General features: G+C 63.2%; 11 protein-coding genes. 9 read left to right on the forward strand and 2 right to left on the reverse strand.

Annotation, left to right across the window (positions count from 1 at the left end; genetic code table 11):
- Positions 1-14: 14 nt before the first annotated feature.
- The gene (locus HY17_RS14100) at positions 15-1,262 is read right to left on the reverse strand and encodes an NAD(P)/FAD-dependent oxidoreductase (protein WP_034767744.1); all 1,248 of its coding nucleotides are present in this window, start codon (positions 1,260-1,262) and stop codon (positions 15-17) included.
- Between the two features lie 137 nt (positions 1,263-1,399).
- On the opposite strand from HY17_RS14100, the gene tsaE reads away from it, so the two are divergent.
- Genes tsaE through trxA form a run of 6 tightly spaced genes read left to right on the forward strand, consistent with a single transcriptional unit; the run spans position 1,400 to position 10,597 of the window.
- A complete protein-coding gene (gene tsaE / locus HY17_RS14105; RefSeq protein WP_051600161.1) occupies positions 1,400-1,846 on the forward strand; it encodes a tRNA (adenosine(37)-N6)-threonylcarbamoyltransferase complex ATPase subunit type 1 TsaE in 447 nt (148 codons plus the stop codon).
- Positions 1,836-2,927 (forward strand): aminoglycoside phosphotransferase family protein, encoded by a 1,092-nt coding sequence (locus HY17_RS14110; RefSeq protein WP_034767746.1) that lies wholly within the window; start codon positions 1,836-1,838, stop codon positions 2,925-2,927. Before tsaE ends, HY17_RS14110 begins: the two co-directional genes overlap by 11 nt.
- The gene (locus tag HY17_RS14115; RefSeq protein WP_034767748.1) at positions 2,928-3,653 is read left to right on the forward strand and encodes a nucleotidyltransferase family protein; all 726 of its coding nucleotides are present in this window, start codon (positions 2,928-2,930) and stop codon (positions 3,651-3,653) included. It abuts the gene before it with no gap.
- Complete coding sequence (gene addB, locus HY17_RS14120; RefSeq protein ID WP_034767754.1) at positions 3,643-6,690, forward strand: double-strand break repair protein AddB; 3,048 nt, start codon at positions 3,643-3,645, stop codon at positions 6,688-6,690. The genes HY17_RS14115 and addB overlap by 11 nt, the downstream gene beginning before the upstream one ends.
- Positions 6,683-10,219, forward strand: a complete 3,537-nt coding sequence (addA, locus tag HY17_RS14125) for a double-strand break repair helicase AddA (RefSeq protein WP_034767756.1) — start codon at positions 6,683-6,685, stop codon at positions 10,217-10,219. The genes addB and addA overlap by 8 nt, the downstream gene beginning before the upstream one ends.
- Positions 10,220-10,276: 57 nt before the next feature.
- Positions 10,277-10,597, forward strand: coding sequence for a thioredoxin (gene trxA, locus HY17_RS14130; protein ID WP_034767758.1), 321 nt, complete (start codon positions 10,277-10,279; stop codon positions 10,595-10,597).
- 4 nt (positions 10,598-10,601) lie between these two features.
- Here the strand turns inward: trxA and HY17_RS14135 are convergent, their stop codons facing one another.
- Positions 10,602-11,555 carry an ABC transporter ATP-binding protein gene (locus tag HY17_RS14135; RefSeq protein WP_034768037.1) on the reverse strand — a complete coding sequence of 318 codons (954 nt, stop codon included), beginning with the start codon at positions 11,553-11,555 and terminating at the stop codon, positions 10,602-10,604.
- 120 nt (positions 11,556-11,675) lie between these two features.
- On the opposite strand from HY17_RS14135, the gene HY17_RS14140 reads away from it, so the two are divergent.
- The 3 genes from HY17_RS14140 to HY17_RS14150 all read left to right on the forward strand — a co-directional run bounded on the left by HY17_RS14140 (position 11,676) and on the right by HY17_RS14150 (position 14,540).
- On the forward strand, positions 11,676-11,879 hold the full coding sequence (locus HY17_RS14140) for a zinc-finger domain-containing protein (protein ID WP_034767760.1): 204 nt from the start codon (positions 11,676-11,678) through the stop codon (positions 11,877-11,879).
- 28 nt (positions 11,880-11,907) lie between these two features.
- Positions 11,908-13,092, forward strand: coding sequence for an FAD-dependent monooxygenase (locus HY17_RS14145; protein ID WP_034767763.1), 1,185 nt, complete (start codon positions 11,908-11,910; stop codon positions 13,090-13,092).
- 77 nt (positions 13,093-13,169) lie between these two features.
- Positions 13,170-14,540: an L-serine ammonia-lyase gene (locus HY17_RS14150; protein ID WP_034767765.1), complete on the forward strand. Its 1,371-nt coding sequence runs from the start codon at positions 13,170-13,172 to the stop codon at positions 14,538-14,540.
- Positions 14,541-14,586 lie beyond the last annotated feature (46 nt).

The raw sequence follows: 14,586 nt of genomic DNA on the forward strand, positions 1-14,586 counted from the left end.
GCTTTTTGGTCTCCTTAGGCTGTGGCGGCGGCCGCAGCGATGTCTTTCATTGAGATGGACGTATCCTTGAGCATATCAGGTGCAATCTTTGCGCCTGTCATGATCAATTTCTTGGACGCCAGAAATTCCGGCGGGCTGTTCACCGCGTCGACCGCGATCAGCGTGCCGTTACGCAGATAAAAGACGGCAAATTTCCGGTCATCCGGATTGCCGCGAACAACGATTTCATCGTGGCCCTGATTGAGGCCGGCGATCTGCAGTTTAAGGTCGTACTGGTCCGACCAGAACCACGGGCAGTCTTCCGGCGGGCGCGGTTTGCCGAGGATGGCAGCCGCGGCCAGCTTGCCCTGTTCGATGGCGTTGTGAACGCTTTCGAGGCGGCCGGCGTGTCCATAGTGGATGAGCGGCCGGCTGGCGCAGTCACCCGCTGCGAAGATGCGCGGATCGGACGTGCGGGCGTCGCGGTCGGTCGCGATGCCGTTATCGATGGTAAGGCCCGCATCCTTGGCGAGTTCGATATTCGGCAGGATTCCGATACCCACCAGCACTATGTCTGCAGGCAGCTTGGTCCCGTCAGCCAGGACCGCGGCGCTGACCTTTCCACCTTCGCCTTCCAGATGGTCCAGCCGGGCGCCGGTCAGGATCGTAGCGCCCTGCGAGCGGTGCTCCTTTTCGTAGAACGCGCTCATTGTCGGGCTGGTGACGCGGGCCAGCACGCGCTCCGCCATCTCAAGGACAGTCACTTCCAGCCCCATCTGGCGGGCGACCGCAGCGGCTTCGAGGCCGATATAGCCGGCGCCGATGATCACCAGCCGTCGGCCGGATACCATGTTCGGTTGGATCCGGTCGACATCGGCGAGGCCACGCAAATCGAAAACGTTTTCAAGATCTGAGCCCTTAGCAGGCAGAGGACGCGGACGGGAGCCAGTGCACAGGATCAGTGCGTCATAGTTCAGCATCGCGCCGTGTTCGAGTTCGACAATCTGCGCAGCGCGGTCGATCTTCGTGGCACGGGTGGAGAGGATCAGTTCGACTCCATTGTCTTCGTACCAGGCCGCTGGTTTGAAGAAGAGGCGCTCTTCAGCGAACTCTCCCTTCATATAGGCTTTTGACAGGGGCGGACGCTGGTAAGGCAGCGCGGGTTCGTCCCCCACAAGCACCAGCTTGCCAGTATAGCCTCCCATCCGCAGGGACTGCACGGCTTGCGCGGCAGCCTGCCCGCCGCCGATCAGGACGATCTGCGATGCGTCTGAAAGATCCAAACTGGTACCTCCCTCAAGGCCTGAATTTATTTATGACGCATGCGTCACGTTTTTAGCCTTTTATATGCAGGCCAGTTACAGTGCAAGGCGCCGTGAATCCATGGCACGAATTGGCGCAGCGCCTTTATATGCATGAGATGACAGTGATTCTTGAATGTCCAGATGAGACTGCCCTGCGTGACGTGGGGGCACGTGTTGCCCGATTGCTCCAGGCAGGGGACGTGATCGCCCTTTTTGGGGATCTTGGCGCCGGAAAAACCACATTCTCCCGCGGACTTATCGCGGACTATAGTGGGACGATGGATGTACCAAGCCCGACTTATACGCTCGTTCAGCTGTATGATTCCGGGCCTCTCCCGATCTGGCATTTCGATCTCTACCGTCTGAAATCGCCTGACGAACTGGTCGAGCTTGGCTGGGACGAGACGCCTGACGGCATTGCCCTTGTCGAGTGGCCGGACCGGGCAGGGAGCCACCTGCCGGAATGGCGCCTCGACGTGACCATCGATTTCCTTGGGGAAGGCCGGCGTGTGACACTGGAACCGCGCGGCGAAGGCTGGCAGACACGTCTCCATGGGTTTTGACGAAGCAGGCCGCGCGGCGGACATGAACGCCTTTCTGACCCGCGCAGGCTGGGATGATGCGGCGCGTTTCCCGCTCGGGCAGGATGCGTCGACCAGGCGATATATCCGCCTCGTAAGGCCGGATGGCACGCGGGCGATGCTGATGGACGCCCCGAACGTTGAAGACAGCGCCTGCCCGCCGGACGCTGATGACGCGACGCGTATCGCCATGGGCTGGAATGCCTCGACGCGCCTCGCTGCATCCCGGGTAGATGCCTTCGTCCTGATCGCGTCCTATCTGCGCCATCGCGGCTTCCGGGCACCGGAAATCATCGCGCATGACAGCGCGCACGGCTTCGCCCTGATTGAGGATTTCGGGGAGAACCTCGAAATTGCCCGCCAGATCGAGGCAGGCAACGTCGACGAGCTCACCGCTTATGTCACATCTGCGGATATCCTTGCGGACCTGCACCGCGAAGATGCTCCCAGCACTTTGTCGAACGGCGCCGACGTCTGGCCGATCCTCGATTTCGACCGGCTGGCGCTCGTCTCAAATGCTGATCTCTATGCCGACTGGCTGCGGGCCGAGCGAGGCGACGGGGCGCTGGAAGGGGCTGAACGGGAAGAATGGGAAAAGGTGCGCGACCAGCTGATCGCGCAGGCGATGGAGTTTCCAAGGACTTTCACGCTGCGGGACTTCCACGCTGAAAACCTGCTCTGGCTCGGCAATGGCGAAGTCGGCCTGCTTGACTTCCAGGACGCCGTGCGTGGTTGGGATGCCTGGGATATGGCGATGCTGACACAGGATGCCCGCCGGGCCGTTTCACCGGAGGCAGCCGAAGCAGCGATCCGCCACTATCTGGATCAGACCGGTAAATCGCGCGAAGCTTTCGACGAGCGTCTGGCCGTGATCGGCGCGCTGAATGCCCTGCGCATCGCAGGTGTCTTCTCCCGCCTCCAGCACCGCGATGGCAAGCCGCGTTATGGCCTCTTTCAGCCGCGCCAGCTGGCCATCCTCGCCCGAAATCTGTCACATCCGGCGCTTAAGGACTTGAACGCCTTCGTGCGGCGGACGACTCCATTTGTTTTCGAGGGCTTCTGAATGAGCGTACCAGTTCCGCACACCGCCATGGTGCTCGCTGCCGGTCTTGGCACGCGCATGCGGCCCATGACGGTCGACTGTCCTAAGCCGCTGATCGAAGTACGCGGCAAGGCACTGATCGACCGGATGCTGGATCCGCTGGCCGCCGCAGGCGTGAAGCGCGCTATCGTCAACGTTCACTATCTGGCAGACCAGGTGGAAGCGTACCTGAATGATCGCACCGATATCGAGATCATCATCTCGGACGAGCGCGGCGAAGTGCTTGAGACAGGCGGCGCGCTGGCCAAGGCCCGGCCGCTTCTGGGAGACGACCCGATCCTCGTTGCCAATACGGACGCGTTCTGGGAACCATCCGGCGCCGAACCGATTCAGGCCTTGGCGGAAGCATTTGACCCATCGGCTATGGATGCGCTTCTGCTGGTCGCTGACACAGGGCGCACACTGGGTTTCGGCGGGCCGGGCGATTTCTTCCGCCACGAAGATGGTGCCATGACCCGGCGCGGCGACGCATCCAGCGCGCCTTATGCCTATTGCGGCCTTCGCATGATCCGGCCTCAGCTCTACGACAACGAACCGATCGAGCGCTTCTCGGCGCTTCGTGTCTGGGCCCCGCTGATCGAGCAGAAGCGCCTGCATGGTGTCGTGCTTGACCGGTTCTGGCTTCATGTCGGCGATCCTCAGGCGCTGAAGGACGCCGAAATGTGGCTGGCCTGCCATGGCGGATAGTGACGGATTGTTCTCCGGCGCTTCCCGCGTTTACACGATTCCTCCGGGAACAGACTTCCTGCGGGCGCTGGCAAATACGCTGGCGGATGAAGCGGGGCTCAAGGACAATCCCGAAGCGCTGGCGGATGCCATTATCTATGTCCCCAACCGGCGTTCGGCGCGCGTGCTGGCACGCGTGCTCTACGACGCGAGCGGTGAAAAGCCGATCCTGCCGCCGGACATCCGCACGCTAGGCGACATTGAGGCAGACGAAGCGCCATCGGTAGATGCTGCCCGTTCCGGTCTTCCGCCTGCGATGTCTGCCGCCCGCCGTCTCGGTGCGCTGACACATCTGGTGCAGGCGTTCTACGAGAACGCTTATGGCATCACCCCTCCCGCGGCATCGGCGCTGGCTGCCGCGCAGGAGCTGAGCCGCCTGATGGAGCAGGCCGCGCTCAGTGAGCATGTGGACTGGTCCAGCTTGCCGGACCTCGCGGACTCGGCTGAACTGGCTCAGCACTGGGAACAGTCGGTCAAATTCCTGAAGATCATATCCGAGAGCTGGCCGGACTGGCTGGCCGAGAACGGCGAGAGTGATCCTTTCCTGCGCGATATCGCGGCCGCTCGGATCATGGTGAAACGCTGGGAGGAAGCCCCCCCAGCGGCGCCGGTGCTGATCGCAGGTTCGACCGGTGCGACACCTGCCGGCCGTATCCTGATGAAGGCGGCCATGAGTTTGCCGAAAGGGCTCGTCGTGCTGCCGGGCCTCGACATGCACGCTGATGAGGACGCCCGCGCGGTGATCGCCGACTCGGTCAGCCACCCCCAGCACATCCTGTTCGACACATTACGGGACCTGAATGTCTCACCCGCCGACGTCGGCATCTGGCCCGGCACTGACGGCGCCCGGAAAGCCGAAGCCCGCCGCCGCATGATCCATGAGGCACTGGCACCAGCAGAGTCGACGGCCGACTGGCGCCGAACGCTCGACACGCTGGCCGCCGCCCTCGGTACAGAGAAAGAAGACTTCGCCCTTTCGGCGTTGGACGGCTTGACCGTCATCGAAGCGCCGGACGATGCGGTTGAGGCAGAGACAGCCGCCCTGTTGTTACGCCAGGTGATGGAGCACCCGGGGGAGACGGCTGCGCTGGTGACACCCGATGCGACGCTTGCGCGGCGGGTCAGCGGCGTGCTGAAACGCTGGGGTCTGGATGTGCCGCCGTCCTCCGGCAGCCCGCTTGGCCAGACCACCGCAGGAAGCCTGATTGGCCTCTGTGCCCGCTGGGTGCTGGACCCGGCGGAGCCTGTGATACTGAGTGCGGTGCTGAAGCATCCCTTTGTGCGCGGCTTCGAAGGCGCCGATACGCTTGATCGCTATTTCCTGCGCGGGGCGCGGAATTGGCGATCTCTGTATGATCTGCTCTATTCCATCCGGACCCGGAATGAGTTGGATCCGTATGCCGGTTTCTCCGACGAGGATCAGACGATTGCCGAAAGATTGGTCGAACAGATCCTCGCGGCTTTTGAGGAGACAGGTGCAGACCTGTCCGGTCAGGCACCCATGTCGGGTCGCAAGATCGCCGAACGCATCGCAGCACTGGCCGCGCGCGTCAGCCAGACGCCATTCCCCTGGGCCGGGGAAGACGGCCGCTCCGCCACGACCATGATGGAACATGTTGCCGAGCTTGCCGATTATCTCGCGCCGATGCCTCCGCACGCCTTCTCTGAACTGATCGAGGCCGATGCTGCGCAGCGCACGGTCAGTGCCGGGGTCTCCGAACATCCGCGCCTCGCCATTTGGGGCCCGCTGGAAGCACGTCTCCAGTCTGCCAGCCACATCATCCTGGCAGGCCTGAACGAGGATGTCTGGCCGCAGCGCCCGCCGGCCGATGCCTTCCTGCCGCGCCGGTTCCGCAAGGATCTTGGAATCAGTGACCCCGAAGACCGGGTCGGCCTGTCAGCACATGACTTCGCGCAGCTTGCCTGCGCGCCGAAGGTCACGATGCTGCATTCGCTCCGCCGCAACGATGCGCCTGCCGTCGCCTCGCGCTGGGTCTGGCGGCTGAAAACGCTGGCCGAAGGTGCGCTTGGCGGTGCGGCGAAAGATGCTCTGTCGCCGGATGGAGATAATCCGCTCGAATGGGCGCTCGCTCTGCGCGACCGTGGCACGAACACGCTGGACAAGGATTTTCCGGTCGAGCCCAAGCCGCGCCGCCGCCCGGAAGGCTGGCCGCAGAGATTGTCCGTTACGCGGATCGATACGCTGCAGCGAGATCCCTATGCGATCTGGGCCGAACAGGTCCTGAAGCTCGAAACGGTCGATCCGATGAATGCCGAGCTTGGCCCAGCCCCGCGTGGCACGGCGATCCACAAGGCTTTGGAAGATTTCGAGGAAGATGGCGCCCCAAAGACAGCCATGCATCTCGTTTCACTGCTTTTGCAAAATTTGTCAGCCGCAGGGGAGCCGGACGCTGTGCTCGCAGCTCGCCGGGCCGTTCTGGGGCAGATGTCGGACTGGTATCTCGGTTGGCGGGCGGCGCGCCGGGTCGATGGCAAGCCGAAGCTGGAAGTCAAAGGCCGCCTCGATTTCGATATCAAGGGCGCACCTTTCACCCTATCCGCGATGGCCGACCGGATCGAAAGACAACCAGACGGCAGCCTGATCGTAATCGATTTCAAGACAGGCAATCCGCCCTCGGACAAGGAGATCGCCACCGAGCTCAGCCAGCAGATGCCGCTACAGGCACTGATCGCGGGCAAGGGCGGTTATGAAGGCATTCCCGCCGCCAATGTGTCCGGTCTCGAATATGTGGCGTTCAAGGCGAAACCAAATGCGCGCGTGATCGGCCAAAGCCGCGCCCTGCAGGCAACGCCGGATGAACTCGCTAAGACAGCCGAAGAGGGGCTCTTGCGCCTGATCGCCGCCTATCGCGAAGACGACTCGGCTTTCCTGTCCGCCCCGCGTGTCCAGTTCGTGAAATACGACAATGGGTACAACCGCCTCGCCCGCCGGGCCGAGTGGGCAGGCGACACGGAAGACGGGGGCGGCGATGAGTGACATCGTGACACCGCCGGATACGGAGGACTTCCGCAAGGCCGTCCAGGTGCAGGCCCGCTCGGCCGACCCGATGCATTCGACCTTCGTTATGGCCAATGCCGGTTCCGGCAAGACCAAGGTGCTGATCGACCGTGTCGCGCGTCTTCTGCTGCGGCGGCCGGATGGGCGCCTGGGCGCGAAGCCTGATTCCATCCTCTGCATCACCTACACCAAAGCTGCAGCGAGCGAGATGCTTTCGCGTCTCTTCAAGACGCTCGGCCAATGGTCGGTGATGGAAGATGACCCGCTGCGGAAGAAGCTCGCGCAGCTGCAGGGCCGTAAGATCAGCGACTACAACGCCGAAGACCTTCAGGTCGCCCGGGCCTTGTTCGCGAATGCGCTTGAGACACCGGGCGGCCTGCGCATCGAAACCATCCACGCCTTCTGCGCCCGCGTCTTGCGGCGCTTCCCGCTGGAGGCCGGCGTCTTCCCCGGCTTCACGGAAATCGAGGAAGATGAAGCCTTCGCGCTGTGGAATGAGGCACGCAGCGAAGCGGTGATGGCCGCGCAGGAGACCATGCCTGACCTGCTGGACCTTCTGGCCCTCGAAGGCGGGCATGAAGGCGCAATGCTGGCGCTCGACACGCTGCGCAGCATCGGCACGACCGTCCTGCGCTTCGCTGAGCACCATGACGGAGACCTCGACAGGATGGACGACGTCCTGCGCGACCGCTTGAAGGCGCCGGAGGCATCGGTCACCGAGTTGCTGGAGCTCGCCATGGGTGAGGCGCTTCCGGTGGCAGATATCCGTACGGTGGCTGAACTCCTGCTGACAGGCGCCAAAACCGACGTTACGACAGGCGAGAAGCTGATGGCTGTGCTCGCCGCACAGGATGCGGGCGAGCGCTGGGCAATCTACCGGTCTGTCTTCCGCACCGCGAGCGGCGACCTCCGGGCGTCCAATCCGTACACGAAAGGCATGGCTGACGCCCTTCCGATGGTCGCCAGCTTGTTCCAGATGAAGGACGGCTTCGGCGAGGAAGCGCACCGGATGTTGAAACTGGAGGACCGGCTGAATCGGGCCGCCGCCTTCGCACGCACCTCCGCCATGATCCGCGTTGGCCTTCCGGCTCTGGAGCGTTACCGCGCCCTGAAACGGGCCCGCGCCGCGCTCGACTTCGACGACCTGATCGAACACACCCGTATCCTTCTGACCGCGACGGGCATGTCCGACTGGGTGCTCTACAAGCTGGATGGTGGCCTCTCGCATCTGCTGCTCGACGAGGCGCAGGATACGAGCCCCACACAGTGGGAACTGGTCGATGCGCTGACTGGGGAGTTCGACGCCGGTCAGGGGATCGAGCGGGCGCAGGACCCGCGTACCCTGTTCGTTGTCGGCGACGAGAAACAGTCGATTTATTCCTTCCAGGGCGCCGATCCATCTCAGCTGCTCAAGCAGTACCACCAGTTCCTGTCCCGCAATTCGGACCTTTTGAAAGAGACAATGGAAATGTCCTTCCGGTCAGGGCCGGAAGTGCTGGAATATGTCGACACGGTCTGGAACGAAGCGCCGCCCATTCCGAATGCACCGGCGGAGATGTCAGCAGAAGAAAGCAATCTCGTCCATCACGTTTCCTGGCGGTCGGACCAACACGGCTCCATTGAACTCTGGCCCATCCCACCGAAGGAAGAAGAGACCGACGAAGACGCATGGGCGCGTCCGGTCAACGCCATGCGGTCGTCCTCGCCAAAGGCACGTCTGGCCACCGATGTGGCCAAAGCCGTTCGGGCGATGATCGACGCGGGCAAAAGCGTCTGGGCCGATACGGGGGAGGGCTGGGTACAGCGCCCGGTCCGGCCGGAAGATATTCTGATCCTCGTGCGCGGGCGTACAGGTGGTCTCTTTGATGCGATGATCGGTGCCCTGAAGGCGCAGGGACTGCCTGTGGCTGGCGCCGACCGGCTGAAGTTGGGCGATCATATCGGTGTGCAGGACTGCCTGAACCTGATGCGCTTTGCTGCGCTCCCGGAGCGGGACCTGACGCTGGCTGAAATCCTGCGCGGACCGTTCCTCGGCCTCGTGGATGATGACCGCTACCTGTTCGATCTGGCGAGCGGCCGCCGGCGAGGCGAAACGCTCTGGCAGCGCGTGCAGGCCAGCACCAATGCTGACGTGCAGGTCGCAGCAGGCTTCCTGAAAGGCCTGATCACCAACGCGCATCTGCCGCCATTCGACTTCCTTACCGCTGTGCTGGACGTTCCGCAGGCAGATGGACAGACAGGCTGGGAAAAGCTGAATGCCCGCCTTGGTCATCCGGCGCGCGATCCGGTCGAGGCGCTGGTCGCCGAAGCCATCGCTTTCGACTCGACCGAGCCCGCCTCGCTGCAATGCTTCATCGCGCGCATGGAGGCGGGAGAGGTGGAGATCAAGCGGGATCTTGCTGCGCCGGAGCGGGAAATCCGCGTCATGACCGTCCACGGCGCCAAGGGCCTGCAGGCGCCGGTCGTCATCCTGCCGGATACAACCAGCGCGCCGAAGCCTTCCGGCGGCAGCATCCATGAGATCGACGGCGTGCCCGTCTGGTCGCCGCGCAAGGACGGAGAACTGGCGGAAGTGACGGCCGCCCGCGCACTGGCCGATGCGCGCGCCGAGGAAGAACACCGCCGCTTACTGTACGTGGCGCTGACCCGGGCACAGGACCGGCTCATCATTGCGGGCCATTGGTATGGCGGCCAGAAGGGCGGCGGCTATCACGACCGGTCCTGGTACTCGCTCTGCTTGAATGCGATGGACAAGCTCGTCCCGGCCGAGGGTGAGGCGCGCGATGAAATCCGGTGGTTCGGCGTGGCGCCGAAGACGGTGCCAAAGGGAGGTCAGAGGGACGAAGCGAAAGCAGGGTATCCGGATTGGGCGCTGAAGCAGGTGGAAGACACGCCCGTTGCCGCCCGCCGAAAATTCAGTGCGCCGACCAGCCTGCTCGGCCGGGATATGCCAGTCATGGCGCCGTTTGGGGAAGGGCGTGAGGCCCGCCTGAAGCGCGGCCGCCTGATCCACGCCCTGCTGCAATACCTGCCGGATGTTCCGGAAGCTGACCGCGAGGCAGTGGGGCGTCATTTCCTTGCTCGGGATGCCTCGCTGGAGGAAGGCGAGCGCCAAGAGATGCTATCCGCCGCGCTTTGCGTGCTGCAGGATCCAGCCATGGCCGGCGTCTTCGCCCCCGGCGGACGAGCCGAAGCGGCGATCATCGGCAGCTCGAAAAAGCATCTGCCGGAAGGCGTGGTGATCAATGGCCGGGTCGACCGGCTGGTGGTCTCCGACAAGGAAGTCCTCATCGTCGATTTCAAGACGGACCAGCCCGCGCCGGATACGCCGGAAGGCGTAGGGGAGAGCTATATGCTGCAGATGGCGGCTTATTGGGCGGTGCTGCGAGAGGCCTGGCCGGACCGAACGGTGCGGGCCGCGCTCTGTTGGACAGACGGGCCAAAACTCATGCCGCTGCCGGAAGACATGCTTTTAGCCGCGCTAAAGCGTGCTGGCAGCGAGGTTTGACTTGTGCCGGGAGTCCCTATTTAGCAGTCTGTTGAACTGAATTATGAGGAGCTCGCCATGGCCGCGATTGATGTAACAGACGACGAGTTTGATGGTGTCATTGCCAATTCTGATGTCCCCGTCGTTGTGGATTTCTGGGCCGAATGGTGCGGTCCGTGCAAGCAGATGTCTCCGCATCTGGAGGCCGTCGCCGAGGAAATGGCCGGCAAGGTCAAAGTCGCCAAGATCAATGTCGACGAAAACCCGATGACCGGCTCGAAATACGGCGTGCGCGGTATGCCGACGCTGATGATCTTCAAGGATGGCAAGGTGGCTGCCACGCATCTCGGTGCGATGAGCAAGCAGGCCATCGCCGAATGGATCAAACAGTCGGCCTGATCCGTCAGGCTGGCTCGCTGGTCAGCGCCAGGAATACGTCTTCAAGGTCGGGGGTCTCGGTGACGAGGTCCCCGATTCCGATTCCGGCCTGGCGAACCTGTTCCAGCAGGCGGCCGATTCCGGTCTCGCTGGTCCGGAACGTGATTTCCAGCTCGCCCGACTCGCGGAGTTTCGCATCCAGCGCAGACAAGGCGTCTGGCACGTTCGTCAGCGGTTCTCTCGGGCTTATCACTAGCGTCTTGTAGTCGAGGCGCGACAGAAGCTGAGATGTGGGCTCGCAGGCGACGATTTCGCCATGGTTCACAATGGCGATGGAATCGCAGAGCTCCTCGGCTTCTTCGAGATAGTGAGTTGTCAGAATGATCGTTGTGCCGCGCTCATGCAGTTCGCGAACATAGGTCCACATCGAGCGGCGCAGTTCCACGTCCACGCCGGCCGTCGGCTCGTCGAGGATCAGGACAGGCGGATTGTGGACGAGGGCCTTGGCGACCATCAGGCGCCGTTTCATGCCGCCGGACAGCTGTCGCACATAGGCGTCTTTCTTGTCGTCGAGGCCAACGGCGGCAAGGATTTCATCTGTCAGGCGCTCACCTTTCGGGACACCGTAAAAGCCGGCCATCAGCTCCAGCATTTCAAACGGGGTGAAGAAAGGGTCTGCGACGATTTCCTGGTTCACAACGCCAATGGCGGCGCGGCTCTGGCGGGGGTGCTGGTCGATGTCCAGGCCCCAGATGCGCGCCGTGCCAGAGGTCTTGTTTACCAGGCCCGCCAGAATGTTGATGAAGGTCGACTTGCCCGCCCCGTTCGGCCCCAGCAGGCCGAAGATGGATCCGCGCGGAATTTTCAGGCTGATTCCCTTCAGGGCATGCTTTTCCGGCATCCGGCCGGAGGCGGCGTACACTTTCTGGAGGTTATCGACTTCGATTGCATATTCCGGGGCGGAGTTTTGGTCAGTCATCCAGTCCTTCTTTCCCTGCGGCATGGCGGTGCTTGCGCGGCACTCTGGTGCGCTCTAGGTAGGGCCGTAAGACCCGGTGAACAAGCCGGTGCCAACTTACAGGACTGAATAGGCGGCCCAATGCCCTCCAAGCGCGATGTATTCGACCCACCGGAAGTCGTGATGGTCACAAGTCACAAGGTCTCCTGCAATGGCGGCGGCGGCGCGCTCGGTCATCCGCGCGTCTGGTACGAGATGGGCGATGAGGACTTTGTCGAGTGCAAATACTGCGACCGCCGCTTCGTCCTGATTGGCGGCAAGGAAGATCCCGGCCGGGGTCGCTGATTCTCCCTGAACACGGAGCCGGCTGATCATGCACGTTCTTGTCGTCGGTGGTGGAATCGGGGGGCTGACAGCCGCCCTTGCGCTTGAGAAGCGGGGCCACACCGTCACGGTCACGGAACAGTCCGGCGTGATCAGCGAAGTCGGCGCAGGCCTGCAGCTCAGCCCCAATGCCATGAAAGTGCTGAACGCCCTGGGCGTCGGCGCACGGGTGATGACGGATGCGTTCCGACCGCAGGCCGCAGAAATGCGCTGGGGGCGCAGTGGCGCAAAAATCTTTTCGATCCCGCTGCGCAAGGCCGCTACGAACCGTTGGGGCGCCGAATATATTCACGTTCACCGGGCTGACCTGATCGAAGCCCTGCGCGCGGAACTGGTTGCGCGGGCGCCGGAAGCGCTGATCCTCGGGCAGCGGCTGGAGCGCTACGAGAACCGGGGCAACAAGGTTGCTGCCTATTTCACCGGCGGCGCTGTCATTGAAGCGGACCTGCTTGTTGGTGCTGACGGCATCCATTCGGCTGTGCGTGACCAGATGCTGGGGCCGGACAAGCCGGAATTCACCGGCTGTGTCGCCTGGCGGGCCACGGCGCCTGTAACCGCGCTCGGCGATCATGCCCCGCCGCCGACAGCAAGCGTCTGGGCCGGCCCGCGGCGGCATGCGGTGACCTATTTGCTGCGCCGGGGCAGTCTCGCCAACTTCGTCGGCGTGGTGGAACACAAGACGCCCGGCGACGAATCCTGGACCGCGAAGGGCGCAAAGGAACAGGCGCTGGAGGATTTCAAACGCTGGCACCCCTCCGTCACGGCGATCATTGAAGCCGCTGACTCCATGAACCGCTGGGCCCTTTATGGGCGCAAGCCACTGCCCAAGTGGAGCGATGGCCGGGTCACTTTGCTGGGAGATGCCTGCCACCCGATGTTGCCCTTCCTGGCACAGGGTGCGGCGATGGCCATCGAAGATGCCTGGGCACTCGCCGCATGCCTTGCGGCTGAAGACGATGTTTCGGCTGCCCTCGCGGCCTATGAGGCCCGGCGCAAGCCGCGTGTCACTCGGGTTCAGGAAGGGGCGCGCGCCAATTCCAAGCTCTATCACCGCGGAAATCCGATCACGCGGCTCGGCTCGTATGTCCCGATGGCCATGGCGGCTCGCGCCGCGCCCGAGTTTGTCCGGTCGCGCCTCGACTGGATCTACTCTTACGACGAAACCTCTCTTTAGATTTTCAACGGTTATCCTTGCCCCGGAAGTGACCTGAAGGCAGGAAGGTCGACCCTGCGCAATCGAACCGGTGAAAAATGCTTTCCATTCTAGACCTTTTCCGCGTCGGAATTGGCCCTTCCAGCTCCCACACGGTCGGCCCGATCCGGATCGCGAACCGGTTTCTGGCAAACCTTGCCGAAGGAATCGGGTCTGTCGCGCGGATCGAAGTCGAACTGCAGGGCTCCCTCGCGCTGACTGGGGCAGGGCATGCGACGCCCAAAGCGGTCATGCTGGGCCTGTTGGGCTTCGAACCGGAAACGCTGGACCCTGACGCCGCCGACCGGGATGTCGCCGCGCTGGAAACCGCCCGCGAGTTGCCTCTGCCGGATGGGCGCACCATCGCCTTCAATCCCAAGACAGACATTGTGTTTGCCTACGACGTTCTGCCGGCGCTCCATCCGAACGGCATGCGCTTGCGCGCTTTCGCGAGCGGCGGCGACGTCCTGACGGACGATACCTGGTACTCCACCGGCGGCGGCTTCATCGCGACCGAACGCCAGTTGCAGCGGCCGGTGGAGGACGACATTCTTCCGGTCGGTCCTTCCGTACCGCATCCCTTCGGTTCGGCAGCGGAGCTGCTGGCGCTCTGCGTCGATCACCAGTCGGACATCGCCGGCATCATTCTCAGCAACGAAGACGCGATGCGCGCGCGCGCCGATACCGACGCCGCCCTCGACCGCATCGCGGATGTCATGCTCTCCTGCGTCGCACGAGGGCTTGCGCGGGAAGGCACTCTGCCGGGCGGGCTGAATGTGCGCCGCCGGGCGCCGGGCTTATGGAAGAAACTGCAGGATGCTCCGCAATCGAACGAACGCGAGCAACTCTTCGATTGGCTGAATGTCTATGCCATGGCGGTGAATGAGGAGAATGCGAGCGGCGGGCAGGTTGTCACTGCGCCGACCAATGGTGCCGCCGGGATCATCCCGGCTGTCATCCGTCACTATTGCGCCGACGCAGAGGATAAGAGCGAGCGCCTTCACCGCTTTCTGCTCACAGCAGGGGGGATCGGCCTGCTCTACAAACAGCGGGCGTCGATCTCTGGCGCAGAGATGGGATGCCAGGGCGAAGTGGGCGTTGCGTGTTCCATGGCTGCGGCAGGGCTGGCCGCTGTCTGGGGCGCGAACCCTCAACAGGTTTGCAACGCGGCAGAGATCGCGATGGAGCATAATCTGGGCCTGACATGTGATCCGGTCGGCGGCCTCGTCCAGATCCCCTGTATCGAGCGCAACGCCATCGGCGCCGTGAAGGCTGCCAATGCCGCGCGCCTGGCGTTACACTCCGTAGATCAGGCGCGCGTATCGCTTGATCAGGTGATCGAGACCATGCGCCAGACCGGCATGGACATGTCCTCCAAATACAAGGAAACATCACAGGGCGGTCTCGCCGTGAACGTAATCGAATGTTGAGCGTTCTGTCCTAGAGTAGATTGCATCGAAATCTCCGGGAGCGGCG

It is taken from the genome of Hyphomonas sp. CY54-11-8 (assembly GCF_000682735.1).
Lineage (GTDB): Bacteria > Pseudomonadota > Alphaproteobacteria > Caulobacterales > Hyphomonadaceae > Hyphomonas.